Origin of the sequence: Amycolatopsis magusensis, assembly GCF_017875555.1 — a bacterium.
In the GTDB taxonomy this organism is placed as follows: Bacteria; Actinomycetota; Actinomycetes; order Mycobacteriales; family Pseudonocardiaceae; genus Amycolatopsis; species Amycolatopsis magusensis.
This window is the reverse complement of record NZ_JAGGMS010000001.1, coordinates 6,021,175-6,034,854: the sequence shown is the minus strand read 5'-3', so window position 1 is coordinate 6,034,854 and position 13,680 is coordinate 6,021,175. Positions and strand designations below refer to the sequence as shown.

10 protein-coding genes are annotated in these 13,680 nt (G+C 71.3%); 4 read left to right on the top strand and 6 right to left on the bottom strand.

Annotated elements, in window-relative coordinates; translation table 11 throughout:
• Window positions 1-282 precede the first annotated feature (282 nt).
• The gene (locus JOM49_RS26775; protein WP_209666973.1) at window positions 283-1,134 is read left to right on the top strand and encodes an SAM-dependent methyltransferase; all 852 of its coding nucleotides are present in this window, start codon (window positions 283-285) and stop codon (window positions 1,132-1,134) included.
• A 734-nt stretch (window positions 1,135-1,868) separates the two neighbouring features.
• Here the strand turns inward: JOM49_RS26775 and JOM49_RS44430 are convergent.
• On the bottom strand, window positions 1,869-2,168 hold the full coding sequence (locus JOM49_RS44430) for a helix-turn-helix transcriptional regulator (RefSeq protein WP_372444085.1): 300 nt from the start codon (window positions 2,166-2,168) through the stop codon (window positions 1,869-1,871).
• A gap of 63 nt (window positions 2,169-2,231) precedes the next feature.
• Here JOM49_RS44430 and JOM49_RS26765 point away from each other — a divergent pair, with 63 nt between their 5' ends.
• Window positions 2,232-3,419, top strand: coding sequence for an epoxide hydrolase family protein (locus tag JOM49_RS26765; protein ID WP_209666972.1), 1,188 nt, complete (start codon window positions 2,232-2,234; stop codon window positions 3,417-3,419).
• 1 nt (window position 3,420) lies between these two features.
• Entirely contained in the window at window positions 3,421-4,509 is a 1,089-nt protein-coding gene (locus JOM49_RS26760; protein WP_209666971.1) for a winged helix DNA-binding domain-containing protein, read from the top strand.
• A gap of 508 nt (window positions 4,510-5,017) precedes the next feature.
• On the opposite strand, the gene JOM49_RS26755 is transcribed toward JOM49_RS26760, so the two are convergent.
• The 5 genes from JOM49_RS26755 to JOM49_RS26740 form a co-directional block, all read right to left on the bottom strand.
• Window positions 5,018-7,210: an ATP-binding protein gene (locus tag JOM49_RS26755; protein WP_308158885.1), complete on the bottom strand. Its 2,193-nt coding sequence runs from the start codon at window positions 7,208-7,210 to the stop codon at window positions 5,018-5,020.
• A gap of 77 nt (window positions 7,211-7,287) precedes the next feature.
• Window positions 7,288-8,136, bottom strand: coding sequence for a hypothetical protein (locus JOM49_RS43345; RefSeq protein WP_245369491.1), 849 nt, complete (start codon window positions 8,134-8,136; stop codon window positions 7,288-7,290).
• A gap of 48 nt (window positions 8,137-8,184) precedes the next feature.
• Window positions 8,185-10,506 (bottom strand): hypothetical protein, encoded by a 2,322-nt coding sequence (locus tag JOM49_RS26750; protein ID WP_209666970.1) that lies wholly within the window; start codon window positions 10,504-10,506, stop codon window positions 8,185-8,187.
• A gap of 792 nt (window positions 10,507-11,298) precedes the next feature.
• A complete protein-coding gene (locus JOM49_RS26745) occupies window positions 11,299-12,102 on the bottom strand; it encodes a sigma-70 family RNA polymerase sigma factor (RefSeq protein ID WP_308158884.1) in 804 nt (267 codons plus the stop codon).
• Complete coding sequence (locus JOM49_RS26740; RefSeq protein ID WP_209666969.1) at window positions 12,095-12,832, bottom strand: MerR family transcriptional regulator; 738 nt, start codon at window positions 12,830-12,832, stop codon at window positions 12,095-12,097. The genes JOM49_RS26745 and JOM49_RS26740 overlap by 8 nt, the downstream gene beginning before the upstream one ends.
• 393 nt (window positions 12,833-13,225) lie before the next feature.
• On the opposite strand from JOM49_RS26740, the gene JOM49_RS26735 reads away from it, so the two are divergent.
• Entirely contained in the window at window positions 13,226-13,507 is a 282-nt protein-coding gene (locus JOM49_RS26735; RefSeq protein ID WP_209666968.1) for a hypothetical protein, read from the top strand.
• Window positions 13,508-13,680: the final 173 nt, after the last annotated feature.

Below are 13,680 nucleotides of genomic sequence, written 5' to 3'. Positions count from 1 at the left end.
CACCTCCACCCCACGACGACGCCGCCGGGTTCCGCGCGCAGGAGTGGCGGCGACTCTCTCCCCTGCGGAGTTTCGCCCGGATCGACGCCGTCTACGGCCGCACGCGATCGTCGGCGTCGCGGTGACGATGCACAGGGCACTGGCCTGGATCGCGTCCCGCGCATAGGCCGACGCGGTGCGGGTCATCGGATGGGTTGGCGCTCTGCCTCGTCCTCGTGTGGTCAGGCGACTGCGCTACGTTGAGGCGGTGTCCGTCTCGACGTCCAGGCCAGCGAGGTAGTCATGTCACCGACCGATGCCGCGAAGGCGCCCAGTTCCGTACCCGTCGGAGTTGATCCGAACCGCGCGAGCATCGCCCGCGTGTACGACGCCGCCCTCGGCGGTAAGGACAACTACGCGATCGACCGCCAGGTCATCGAGCAGGTGAAGCAGGTCGCGCCGGAGATCCGCGACATGGCGTGGGCCAACCGCAACTGGCTGACCAGAGCCGTGCGGTGCATGCTGGCGCAGGGAATCGATCAGTACATCGACTGCGGTTCCGGTCTGCCGACCGCGGAGAACGTCCACCAGGTCGTGCAGCGAGCCAACCCGGAGGGGGTCGTCGTCTACACCGACAACGACCCCGTCGTGCTCGCGCACGCCCAGGCGCTGCTCGCCGACGAAGGCAACACACACATCGCCGCGGCCGACATCTACGACCCGGGCCAGGTCTACGGCGCCCCGATCATCGGCACCCACATCGACTTCACCCGGCCGATCGGCCTCATGCACAGCAGCACCATCCACCACTACCCCGGCGACGACTACGCCGACCTGATGCGGCAGTACATCGACCCGCTGCCCTCCGGGTCCTGGATCGCCCTCAGCCACTTCTACGATCCCGAAAAGCCCGAACTCAGCCAGGTCGCCCGGCGCATGGAGGACATCTTCTCGCACAGCGCGATGGGAAGCGGCTGGTTCCGCACCCGCGAACAGATCCTGTCCATGATGCCCGGACTGGAGATCGTCGCACCGCAGCCCGGCATGGACCCCACCGTCGTCCCGTGCGATCTGTGGTGGCCGGACGGTCCCGTGCCGCAGCCCCTCACCGCCGAGCAGGAACTCATCGGCTGCGTCGTCGGCTACAAGCCCTGACCGGAACCGGCGCGAGCCTCTGCCGGAGACCACGGATTGCGTGGATGTGGTGAGCGGCTACGGGCGGCGTGCGCTCGACTGGGGATGCGGCACCGCGCGGGACGTGGTCGCTCGCCGGCCAAGAAGGGAACTCGGCCGGGCAATCCTGCTCCCTCGTCGACGACATGACCATCGCCGGGTCGACGGGTCATGTCGTGCTCGCCACCGCGCTACCGTGATGCTCATCGGCACCCCGATCGTGCTGCTGGTGCCCGCCTTGATCGTCCACGACGGATTCCTCGCCTGAGCATCGCCGAGCCCAGCGGCCGGTGAGGCCATTTCGCGTCGTGCCGTGGCCGGATGGTCTGGGACTGGGCATCCCGTTGACCGCGATTCCGCCGCGCCGGCGGTGATCCGCGCGCGGCCAGCGCCGACACCCCTGCATGAACTTCGCGCCACGGTGGAGCTGCTGCGCCCCCTGCGGGCGATGGACGCCATCTGCCAAGGCTGCGGGAGTGGCTAGCTGGTAGTCACCACTCGAGCCCCGTCGATGTCGTGGGTGGCCCAGTAGTCGCTCAGGGCTTGACTGAGTCGCTGCACACACAGTCCGGGCACAGCACCCCGCCAGCCCTCGGCGGGCACTCTCCACAACTCGAACAGGTTTTCGATTCCACGCCTGATGTTAACCCGCCGGTCTCCGCGCCAGCTGGTGCAGGCCTCGACGAAGTCGCCGACCTGCTGCCCGAGGCCATCGATCAGATCGCCGGCGAGGTCGCCGACCGGATCGAACGCGGGCAGCTGGCCGGAGTCGACGTCGGCCGCTTCACCGGCGGGGTCGCGTGCGCCTGTCCGAGTTGCTCGTCCAGGCCACCAACAGCGGTGGGCGCCTCAACGAGGTGTTGCACCGGATAACCGAGTTCAGGCAGACGCTCCACGTCCCGCCGCACGGTCCGCGTGGTGACGCTGAGGCGTTCCGCCAGCTCGGCGCCCGGCCAGTCACGGTGCGTCTGCGGCAACGACAGGAGTTTCAGCAGCCGCGCGGAAGTTTCCAGCATGATGTCCAGTCTGCCCACTCGTTAGGACCGACCCTGTCCTAACGGGGTCCTAGCGTTGCGCCCATGACACCGGACATCCGCCCCTTCTCGATCGACATCCCGCAGGCCCGGCTCGACGACCTCGCCGCGCGGCTGGCCGCTACCCGCTGGCCGGACGAACTGCCCGGCGTCGGCTGGAGGCGAGGGGTGCCCGTCGCCTACCTGACCGATCTCGCCGAGTACTGGCGCACCGGGTTCGACTGGCGGGCGCAGGAAGCCGCGCTCAACGCGCACCCGCAGTTCGTCACCACCATCGACGGCCAGCGCCTGCACTTCCTGCATGTGCGCTCCCCCGAGCCGGACGCCACCCCGCTGGTCGTGCTGCACGGCTGGCCCGGCGGGGTGACCGACTTCCTCGACGTGATCGGGCCGCTGTCGGACCCGCGGGCGCACGGCGGCGACCCGGCCGACGCCTTCCACCTGGTCATCCCGTCCCTGCCGGGCTTCGGCTTCTCCACGCCGCTGGCCGGGCCGGGCATGAACGCGGCGAAGATGGCGGGCCTGTTCACCCAGTTGATGGCGGCCCTCGGCTACGAACGCTACGGCGTGCAGGGTTACGACACCGGTTCGTGGGTGGGCCCGGAGATCGGCAAGCAGGATCCCGAGCACGTGATCGGGGTGCACGTCAACGGGATGATCTCGTTCCCGATCGGCGCCGATGGCGAAATGGACGAACTCCCCGAGGCCGACCAGCGCCGCTGGCAGGCGATGCGGAACTTCAACGACGGCTACCTGCAGTGCAACTCCAAGCGCCCGCAGACGGTGGCCTACGGCCTGACCGACTCCCCCGCCGGTCAGCTCGCGTGGATCGTGGAGAAGTTCAAGGAGCTGACCATGCCGCAGGAGGCGCTGCCCGAGCAGTGCGTGGACCGCGACCGCATGCTCGCCACCATCTCGCTGTACTGGTTCACCGCAACCGCGGGCTCGGCCGCGCAGATCTACTACGAAGAGCTGTCGGCGAACGGCTGGAGCGACAGCTCGACCGAGTGGACCGGCGAAACCGGCGACTGGACCGCCGAAGCGCCCGCCGCGCCGCAGGTACCCGTCGGCGTGCTGGTGTCCGCGCACGACGTCACCATCCGCCGCTGGGCCGAGCGCGACCACCACATCGTGCACTGGACCGAACTCGACCACGGCGGGCACTTCCTCGCCATGGAGGAACCGGGCGCGCTGACCGAGGACGTGCGCGTCTTCTTCCGGAAGGTCCGCTGAGATGGGCGCCCGCGGGACCGCGGTGCTGAGCCCGCGGGCGCTCAACCGCGCCCTGCTCGACCGGCAGCTGCTGCTCGGCCGCGCCGGGCTGGACGTGGTCGCGGCGACCGGGCACCTCTTCGGGCTCAACGCGCAGGCCCCGGATCCGCCCTATCTGGCGCTGTGGAGCAGGCTCGACCGCTTCACCATCGAGGACCTCACCACCGCCATCGAAACCGGTTCCCTGGTGCGGTCGGTGTTGATGCGGGCCACCCAGCACCTGGTGCCGGCGGCGGACTTCCGGCTCGTGCGGCCGGTGCTGGCGCCCTTGCTGAAACGGGTGCAGCGCAACGTTTTCGGCCGCCGCACCACCGGCATCGAACTGGACGACCTCGTCACCGAAGCGGCGGAACTGCTGTCCGGCGGCGAAGTGCTCACCCGTCCCGAACTGGGCCGAGCGCTCGCGCGAACCCGCCCCGGCGCCGACGCGACCGCGCTCGGCTGGACGGTGCAGTACCTGCTCCCCGTGGTGCATCCCGCGCCGAGCGGGACGTGGGGCAAGCGCGGTGCGACCCCGTTCGCGGCCTTTGCGGACCTGCCCGAAGCGACCGCCGAGAGCACCCGCGAAATGGTGCGGCGTTACCTGGCCGCGTTCGGCCCGGCCACCGTCGCCGACGCACGGACCTGGTCCGGGGTGAGCGGGCTGCCCGAGATCTTCGAGCAGTTGCGGCCGGAACTGCGCACCTACGCGGACGAGTCGGGCCGCGAGCTGTTCGACTTGCCCGACCGGGAACTGCCGCCCGCCGATCTCGCCGCGCCCGTCCGGCTGCTGCCGGAGTTCGACGCGACGTTGCTCGCGCACGCCGACCGGACCCGCGTCATGACCGGCCCGATCCGGCGCCAGGTCTGCCAAGGCGACGCGGTCGCGGCGACCGTGCTCGTCGACGGCACGGTGGCGGCGACCTGGACGAGGGACCGGGCAGGCGCGCTCACCGTGGTGCCGCTGCGCCCGCTCTGCGCGAACGACCGCGAGGCCATCGAGTCCGAAGCTTTACGCCTGCTCACTTTCGCGGCTCCCGGTCTGGCCCACACTGTCCACTTCGGAGCTTGAGCCGCTCTCGATGCTGGAGAGCACCTTGTCCAGGACACCCAGCGCGGCCACGCTCGCGCCACCGGTGGCCTGCGTCGCGGCCAGCGCCAGGTCACCGGCCAGCTGGTTCAGCGGCTCCTCCGGGAAACGAGACGAAGTCCAGCATCCAGCCGAATCCGGCGTCCAAACCGAATACAGCGGGCTACCGGTGCTGCCCCAGCCTGCGCCTCAACGCCCGCCATCGACGACACGGGTGGTCAACGTCCAGTGATCTTCGGGGAGCCGAGGAAGGCGTCAATCGCCGCGCGAACACTCGGCCTGCCGGGCTTGCCGGTCCCACGGCGGCGGGCCGCCAGCTTCGTGACCGTCGCCGCCATGATCCGCCCTCCAGATCGACCTACCGGATAACGTGCACGAGTCCTGTCGCCGCGCGGGCGAGGTTCGCGCTGGTCGCCGGTCGTCGTTGGTGATCAGTCTACCGTGTAATGACCCGTTATCCGGTAGCCACCGTGGTAGGCAGCGTCGCGGTTCAGGTGTGGTCGAGGTCGTCGAGTTGGCGTTGGACGCGGTCGGCGTCGGCGTCGCGGCCTTGGTCCCGGTACAGCTGCAGCGCTTCCCGCCACACCGTGCGGGCCTGCTCGTGCCGCCCGAGGGCGGCGTGGGGATGGCCCACGCGGTCGAGGGTGTCCGCGACCTCGTAGGCGTTGCCGAGGCTGCGGAACAGGGTGAGGGCGTGGTGGTAGTGGTCGAGGGCCTGGTGGTGGTCGCCGGTGTGGTGGGCGATGTAGCCCAGGCTGTCCAGGGTCTCCGCCTCGCCAACGGGGTTGTGGTGGTGTCGGTGCAGGGTGAGGGCGGCCTGGCAGTGCTCGCGGGCGGTGTCGAACCGGCCCAGGCGCGCGGCATACCAGCCCACCTGGTTGAGTGCGTCGGCTTCCCACACCGGCTGGTCGAGGGCACGGAAGAGGGCGAGGGCGTGGTGGGCGTGCTGCAGGGCCTGCCGGTCGTCCCCCCGCTTTCCCCAGGCGATCGCGAGTGCCTGGTTGGTGTGGGCCTGTTCGGTGGGGTCGTGGTGGCGCAGGGCCAGGTCCAGGGCCTGCTCCAGGTGGGTGGTGGACTGTTCGTGCAGGCCCAGCCGGGAGCAGGCGCGGCCGAGGAACCGGTGGGTGCGGCTGCGGATGGCGAGGTCGGGCAGATGGTCGGCGGCGTCCAGTGCGGCCTGCCACGTGGTGACCTCGTCGTGCCGGTGTCCTCGCCGCCGGTGGAAGGTGTTCAGGTTCCAGGCCAGGTGCCAGACGGTGTGGTGGTGGCCGAGGGTGGCGGCGGTGCGCTGGGTGGCCAGCAGGGTGGCGTGTTCGGCGTTCAGCCAGGCCAGTGCCGCGGCGGTGTCGGGCAGCGGGTGCGGGTGCACGCCGGGCGCGGGCGGCTCGGGCCGCACGAGCGCGCGGTGGGGGTTCAGGAGGCGGGCGGCGGCGTGGGCGGTGTGCAGGTGGAAGTCCACCACCCGGGTCAGGGCCGCTTCCCGCACCTGCTCGGGCAGGGTGGTGTGGGCGGTGTCGGTGGCGTAGCGGCGGATCAGGTCGTGCATGGCGTACCGGCCACCGGGCCGCCGTTCGAGCAGGGAGGCGTTCTCCAGCCCGCTCAGCGTCCTGCGGGCGGAGCGGTCGGGCAGGCCGGTGAGGGCGGCGGTGGCGGGCGGGGTGGTGTCGGGACCGGGGGCGATGCCCAGCAGCGCGAACACGCGTCGTTGCTCGTCGGTGAGGTGGCGCAGGGACCAGGACAGCACGGTGGGCAGGCTGGCGGCCGGGTCGGTGTCGTGGTCGAGCGCCTCCAGGCCGAGGTCGCGCAGTTCGGCGGCGGCCTCGGCCAACGTGACGCCGGGGCGGGTGCCGGCGGTGCGCGCGGTGATCGACAACGCCAGCGGGTGGCCCCCGCACAGCCCGATCAGCTCGTCCACCGCCTCGGGTTCGGCGGCGACGCGGTCGGCGCCCAGGCGGGCGGCCAGCAGGCCGCGGGCCTCCTCGGGGGACAGGACGTCCAGGGGCAGGTGGCGGGCGCCGTGCCGGTCGATCAGTGAGGCCAGCCGGTGCCGGCCGGTGACCAGCACCGTGCAGGACGGCGAGCCGGGCAGCAGGGGTGCGACCTGGTCGCTGGTGGCGGCGTTGTCCAGCACGATGAGCATCCGCCGCCCGGCCACCAGGCTGCGGTAGAGCGCGGACTGGGCGCCGAGGTCGGCAGGGATGCGGTCCGGGTCGACGCCCAGGGCGTCGAGGAACCCGCGCACCGCCGTCGCCGGCTGCACCGGGTCGTCGGTGGGGCTGAAGCCGTGCAGGTCGACGAACAGCTGCCCGTCGGGAAACCGCTCCAGATGCCGGTATGCCCAGGCCAGGGCGAGCCAGGTCTTGCCGATGCCCCCGGCACCGCCGATCGCCGAGACCAGCACCGTCGTCCCCGCACCTGCCGGGCCGGTGTCTGGGGCTGCGGTGGTGGATTCCCGCGCATCGGTGCCCGGTCCCTGCCGTGTGGCGGGGTGGGTCAGGGCGCGGTCCAGGCGGGCCAGTTCCGCAGTTCGGCCGGTGAACAGTCCCGGTGCGGCGGGCAGCTGCCGCGGGATGACCGGCGCGGGTCGCGGTGGTGGCGGGTGCAGGTTCAGGTTGCCGTGCACCACACCGACGGCGGCACCGTGATCGGTGGCGACGAGGTCACCGTGGATGCTCGTGGTCACCGCGGTGCCGGCGTCCGGGCTGGTGGCGGGGTGGGGCGGGTCGGGCGCCGACGTGGTGTGCCCGTGGTCCGCGTCGGCTAGCGGGGGTTGTGCGGCGGCTGCGCAGGAGGCGGTGGTGTGCCGATGGTGAGGTGGTCGCCGGTGGCCGCGCCGATGGTGATACCAGGTCCGGAGCCCTGCACGTCGCCGGCGATGTGCACCCCGCGCGGTCCGGGACCGTCGTACCGAGCGTGTGCTTCGGGGCCGGAGGCAGGGCCGGTCGCCACATGGTCGGCCGACGCGGTCTCCGGTGCTGGGGTGTCCGGCGAGCGTGGGGTGAGGACGGTGGGGTCGGCCGGGTAGGGGTGGTCGGGCAGGGCAATCCAGGCCAGCTCCCGGAACTCCTTTGCGGCGGCCTGGACCGGTCTGAACGTGGCCGGGTCGAGCGTGGCGCAGTGCCGCACGACATCGTCGAACACCAGCCGGGACACGATCATGGCCAGCACACCGGGCGAGCCCGCCAGCGCCTGCTTCAACGCGGCGGCGTCGAGCAGGCGGAACGCGTCGGTCAGGGCGGTCGAGGTGGCACCCCGCTGGTCGAAAGCGACCTCGCCGGCGTGCACGGCCAACCGCAGCCGCACCCGCGCGGCGTCGTGGCTGGTGCCGTTGTGCCCGCGTACCGCCCGCGCCAACGCCTCGGGCAGCACCTCCACCAATGGCGCCTTCGGGAACTCGGGCGGGATGAGCAGGAACAGGCCGTCGCCGCGGTCCTCGTGGTGGCAGTCCTCCCACGGCACCCCGGCCGCCGCCATCGCCTCAGCGACGACCGCGTACAGGCCCGCACGGGTGTCGAGTTGGTGGTGCAGGGTCCGGCCGGGGGCGCTGAAGCGCTCGACGTCGACCAAGACCATCGTGCGGTGGACCGCATGCCGACCCGAAACCGCCATGCCGACCCTCCGAAGGCAGAACCGCGTGGTGCACCGATGACCCACGTTCTACCGACCAGTGCCGGTTTGTTCCGCGTCATTTGACGCACCGGTCGCTCGTTCGGCCGTACGAGTCCACCCGACCGGTGGACATGCCGCATCGCTTCGATCGCTGACCACGGCAGGATCAGAAGAGCGTGTCGCGGACCCGCAGCTGCCGGTAGCCGGTCGGGCCGAGCTGGGCGAGTTCGCCTTCAGGTGCTCGCCCACCGCGTGCTCTCCTGGAGGAATACGACACTTAACGAATAAGTGCCTTCCACCAGTAAAGCTGCCCGGCCGCCGCCACAAGGTCCGGCTGCTGTGCCGGCGGCACGACCAGCTCGTCTTCGGGCCCGCTCCGCAACCACCGCTGCGGTCACGCTGAGCTGGGCGGCCATCTCGGTTGTCGCTATCGGCGAGGGCCGGCGCAGCGGGAACAACGCGGCGAAGCTGGCCAGCGGCGCGTCCCGGCGGTAGGCCGGAAACTCCCCGCGCTGGTGGCCGTCGCGATCGGTGCGGTCCCGTGCAGGAAGGTCCCGTTGGCGCTGTCACCGTATCGGGTGCGCTGTGCGATGAGCCGTGTCGGCCGGGGGGCGGGTACGGTGCCCAGCCGGCGTCGAGTTCGGCGAGGTCGCCGCGGTGGTTGTCCCCGGTGATCGCGATGATCCGCCGTAGCGGGATCCGCAGTGTCGCGTGCCCGCCGAGCGGGGCGAACGCGATCTCCCGGCGGGTGAGGTCCACGCTGGTCAGGTCCCCGGCGAGGCTGTGTATCGACGTCGCCGGTCGCCGGCCGGTTTCGACCAGGACCCGCATGGGCGGTGTGCGGTAGATCCGCGAGAGCATGGCGGTGAGCGCGGTGGCCGCGGTGGTCTCGGTGGCGCTGTCGTCGGGGATCCAGCTGATCCTGCCCTCGCACCAGGCCCACGCCTCGTCGTGGGAGCCGGTAGACACGTGCGGTGTGGGGTGCAGGCGGATCACGTTGCTGGGTGCGGGGCGGCGCTCGGCGCGGGCACGGAGGACCATGCGGGTCGGGCGTGCTCGGGTGCCGTCGGCGGCGGCGTCGTCGGCCAGGTACGGGTAGGCGGTGCGGGCGAGCGCGAGCACCTGTGCGGCACGTCTTTGCGGATCGTCGTCGGGGGCCGGTCCGACGGTGATCTGCTGGTCGCGGCGGCGTTCGGTGAGCTCGGCGGCGTGAGCGGCGGCGAACGCCGGGACCGCCAGGACCACCGACCACGCTGGTTCCCAGCCCCACGGCCCGTAGTCCCCGGCATGCGGGCGTCGTCCGGCGGGGAGCGCGGGGCCGTGCTGCGGATACTGCGCGAGGTAGGCCAGGTCCCGGTCCGCCGGCCGGGTCAACGGCCAGTTGGCCACCAGGATCAGCCGCTGCTCCTCGCGGCCGGGACCGCCAGGCCCCCGGTAGGCGTCCTCGAGCAGCTGGACCCAGTGTGTGGCGGCTTCGCGCCAGAGGTGGTCGAACTCCCGCTCTGCCCACGCGCCGACCGAGCGCTCCCCCGCGTAGGCGGTGCGCGCCGGCGTGGGCAGCAGGGACACATCGCGCACCGCGCGTCCGGCGAGGTGCCGCTCGGCGGCGGTGAGGGCGAACGACAGGCAGCGCTCGGGGGTGTCGCCGCGGCCGCGCGCGACTTTCCAGGCTTCGATGACCAGCCCGGCCAGGAAATGCGGCCGGCTCCAGCCGTCCACGTCGCCGATGATCCGCGAGAGCAGGTCGCTGTCCTTGCGCAGGGCGGGATCGGTGGTGACTTCGTCGCAGGCGGCCGACGCGGCGGCGGTGAGATCGGCATCCGGTGCTGCCCGCCGGTACTCCCCCAGCAACGTCTCCCAGTCCGCGGTGACGCGTGCCCACGCCTGGGCGAGCCGGTCCCGGTCAGTGCCGTAGACGGGATCCGGGCGGACGGTGTCCAGCAGCGCGGTCACCGTGGAGTGCTCGTGAGCAGGTGCCGTGGCGAGCGCGGCGGCGTAGCCGGACCAGCTGGGGGCTCGAGTGCAGGCGCGTAACTTCCCGAGTCGGGCGTGGGCGGCCACGATGCGCACCGCGACCTCCCACAAGGCGCCGACGGGTGCGGGGACGTCGAGACGGTGCCGGCATCGCTTGCACACCTCCGGAAGTACCGTGATCAGCACCGCCGCGACCCCCGCCCCGTCAGGGGAGTTGCGGCACGCACGGTTGTAGGGCTTGGTGCCCGGGGGTTCAGGCACGTGTCGTTTCCCGCCGCCGGGCGCGGAGACGGTGACGGTGGCGCGTTCGAGCGCGGGCAGGACCAGGTTCACCGCGCGCAGGTCAGTCACCGTCAACGGCGGCAACCCGGCGTCCGTGCCGTGGCCGTGCATCATCGCTTCCCCACCTCGGCATCGTAGAAGATCGCTCGCCGCCGGGTGTGTCGCAGCGGCGGCCGCTCGACCAGCCGGCGAGAAGGCCGCACCACCGGGAATCGGCCACCGGTTCCGCGCTGTCGGTGACGTGGGGTCCCGGTCCCATCCGCGTCGTAACTACGAACCGCGTCGCCGGCGGCCGGGAGCGGGACGGCGACCAGACGGGCCCGCTCCTCTGCCCCGCTTCGTTCTCGCCGGGGTGTTGCAGCACGAAGTGACCGCCCTGGTCGAGACCTGCGACCCCGGCCAACAGGCACGGGTGCTGCAGTTGCTGCACGCTGCGGACGCCGAACGTTCCGCTGCGGAAGCGGCACCGCCGCCCCGGGTGGACGACCTCGCGGTCACCGGCATCGTCGGCCGATTCCACGATTGGGACGCCCTTCGGGCTGCACCGGCCGATCACCCGGCTCAACTCCGGCGACGACCTGTCGGGTCGAGTCGCCGCGGGTGAGCTGCCCGCTTACGTCCTGCGCGATACCGACCCCGCCACCGGACTACGGGCAACCCTCGCCGCTGCCGCCGCCGGAACCGGCCCGCGGCGCGGCTGGTGGTGATCACCGGAGAGTCCTCGGCGGGCAAGACCCGGGCCGCGATCGAGACCATGAACGCCCACCTGATGGCGTGGCGGCTGCTGATCCCGCACGGCGCTGCCAGCCTGACCCGGCTGCTCGATGCGCACCCGCCGCTGCGCCACATGGTGGTGTGGCTCGATGAGATCGACCGCGTCCTCGGCGACCCCGGCTCAGGCGAGGTTCACAAACCGCCTTCCAGAGTGACGATCTCACGCAGCTTGGCCAGCGCGCGGTGCTGGATGGTGCGCACGTTGCCCGCCTTAAGGCCGACTGCTTCCGCGGTCTCCGCGGCCGAGAGACCGACGGCCACCCGCAGGATAACGACCTCCTGCTCCACCCGGGGCAGCGTGCGCACCAGGCGGCTGAGCCGCTCGCCCAGATCAGCCTCCCTGCCATGCGGCTCCGGCTCGTTCCCAGAATCGGAGCGATCCGGCAGGTCGGACATCTGCTCGCCTTCCTCTCGGCCGGCCGCGCGGAACGCGTCGGCGACCTTGTTGGCCGCGATGGCGTGCATCAGGTACAGGAAGGAGCCGCCCCGGTCCTGGTACTGCGGCAGCGCCTTGAGCACCGCCACACAGACTTCCTGGGCGATGTCGTCGGCCGAGAAGTACGGCTGGACGCGGCCGGCGAGCCGGGCCCGGCAGTACCTTTTGATCACTGGCATCAGTGCGGCGATCAGGCCGTCCATCGCGTCCGGGTCGCCCTGGGCGGCCCGGCTGGCCAAGGGGTCCAGGTCCTCCTTGGTCAGCCGCGGATAGTGGCTGGTGCTGGTCCGCACCGGCGCCGGGGCCTCCCGGGATGGTTCGGCGCGGGCGACCCGGTCGAGCACGGCGTTCACCGCCGTAGGTGCGGAACGGAAGCGGAGCTGCTGGGCGCCGTCGGTGCCGAAGGACGACTGGCGGATCAGGTCGTCGATCTCTGGGGTTTCGGTGGCCAGCATGTGCCCGGCTGTGTCGACGAGGTCCTGGTGAGCTGGTTCAGTCACGGGTTTCCTCCTCCCTCCATGTGCTGCCGCGGTGGCGTTGCCGGGCCAGTAGTTCCCGTATGGCCCCGGGCGTGGTGGTGTGGCCGGCCTGGGTCAACAGCTCGGCGATCTCGGCGAGGCTGTAGCCCTCGGTGTGCAGCCGGATGGCGAACTCGAGCCGGGAGTTGTCGATGCGGTCGAAGGCTGCCTCGATCATCATGTTGGTGATCACGGTCGGTTCGGGTGCACGGTAGGCGGGTGAGGCGCGGAAGGCAGCCTCGGTTTCGGCGTCGGACGGGGGCCGGAGTTCTTGGGTAGTGCGTCGTCGTATGTGCTGGTTGCGCCAGTGCGCGAAGCGATCGTGGAAGGCGAACACGCAGGCGCCGATGAAGTAGGTGCTCAAGCTCGCACCCCCCGCAGAGTTCCATTTGCCGCCGATCAAGGCCTTATCGCGGAACCGAATCATGGCCGTGGCCACGGTGTCGCTGGCAAGTTCTTCGCAGTCGTGTGCGTCCAGGGCGGGGATGCTGCCCACGGTGAGGTTGCGGCGCCGGCATTCGGCGAAGATGTGCCCGGTGTGGATCCAGGCGGTGATCACGGCGAGTCCGTACCCTGCCAGGTCGTTGGCGAAGCGGTCCCACCCGTGGCCTTGGAAGTTGTCGGTCGCGAGCGCGTCGCGCAGTCGCTGATCGTGCAGGAGCCGGTGCGCGGACTCCGCCGGTGTGGGTTCGGTGTCGTCGTTGGCTGCCATCGGAGAGGAAGTCGCTGGGCGCCCGGGTGTGTTGCGTCCTGCGGGATATCGATTCCGATGGCCACCATGAGGTGCAGGTTCATGCAACATCGGCCTGCTTTCATGAGGGACGTCGCGGCCCGTGGTCGAGCCGTCGACGACTCCTACGCCCACGCGGGGAGCCGCCGACACGGTCCTCCCCGAACTTTCTTCAGCGGATTTTGTGGGCGGCGGTTCGTGTCCTCGAGGACCACTGCGCCCGTAGGAGGCGGTGAGCGCCACCACCAGCCAGAGGGAGGCATAGCCGCCGCGGCTCGCTTCCGTTCCGGCGCTGTGACCGGCGGCGAAGCTCCTCCTCCCCTACCGCCGCAGAGCTCTCGTGGTGGACACCGACTCGAACGTAAGGAACCTCTGATGGACGACAGTGACCGCTCGCTGAGCGTCGCGACGATGCCCCGCCGGGCCGCTTCTGCCAGTACCGTCTCGCTCCTGTTGGCAACGGGGAGCCTGGCGTTGCTCCTGGGCACCTGGTGCCTGCCCTGGGCACGCGAGTTCGTCACCGACGGTGCACGTCAGCACATCGCCATGCTCGGCTTGGCGACGCTGGCGGCTGAACTCGGCCGGCGGCTGTGGCGTATCAGCAGAGCCGCGCTCCAGGCGAAGGTCCGGCGATTCGTTCTCGAAGAGCACGAATGAGCTGGGAGCCCAGGTGGCCCGCAGAGCATGATCTTGGCGGTCGCAGCCGGTACTGCCCTGGCGGCGCCGGCGCCCTCTTTTCGGCCTCCGAGACTGCGATCGCCGCGCGAACCGCCACCGCTCGTTACGGCCACCCCGACCTTCACCGCCCGGTCACGGTGCCGACCGAGCGA

Bases quoted from the DNA above. Each gene is read 5' to 3' on its own strand.
- JOM49_RS26760 (WP_209666971.1), top strand. From the start codon at position 3,421: ATGGGCGCCCGCGGGACCGCGGTGCTGAGCCCGCGGGCGCTCAACCGC.
- JOM49_RS26740 (WP_209666969.1), bottom strand. From the start codon at position 12,832: ATGGCAGCCAACGACGACACCGAACCCACACCGGCGGAGTCCGCGCAC.
- JOM49_RS26750 (WP_209666970.1), bottom strand. From the start codon at position 10,506: ATGATGCACGGCCACGGCACGGACGCCGGGTTGCCGCCGTTGACGGTG.
- JOM49_RS26735 (WP_209666968.1), top strand. From the start codon at position 13,226: ATGGACGACAGTGACCGCTCGCTGAGCGTCGCGACGATGCCCCGCCGG.
- JOM49_RS26765 (WP_209666972.1), top strand. From the start codon at position 2,232: ATGACACCGGACATCCGCCCCTTCTCGATCGACATCCCGCAGGCCCGG.
- JOM49_RS43345 (WP_245369491.1), bottom strand. From the start codon at position 8,136: ATGGCGGTTTCGGGTCGGCATGCGGTCCACCGCACGATGGTCTTGGTC.
- JOM49_RS26775 (WP_209666973.1), top strand. From the start codon at position 283: ATGTCACCGACCGATGCCGCGAAGGCGCCCAGTTCCGTACCCGTCGGA.
- JOM49_RS44430 (WP_372444085.1), bottom strand. From the start codon at position 2,168: ATGCTGGAAACTTCCGCGCGGCTGCTGAAACTCCTGTCGTTGCCGCAG.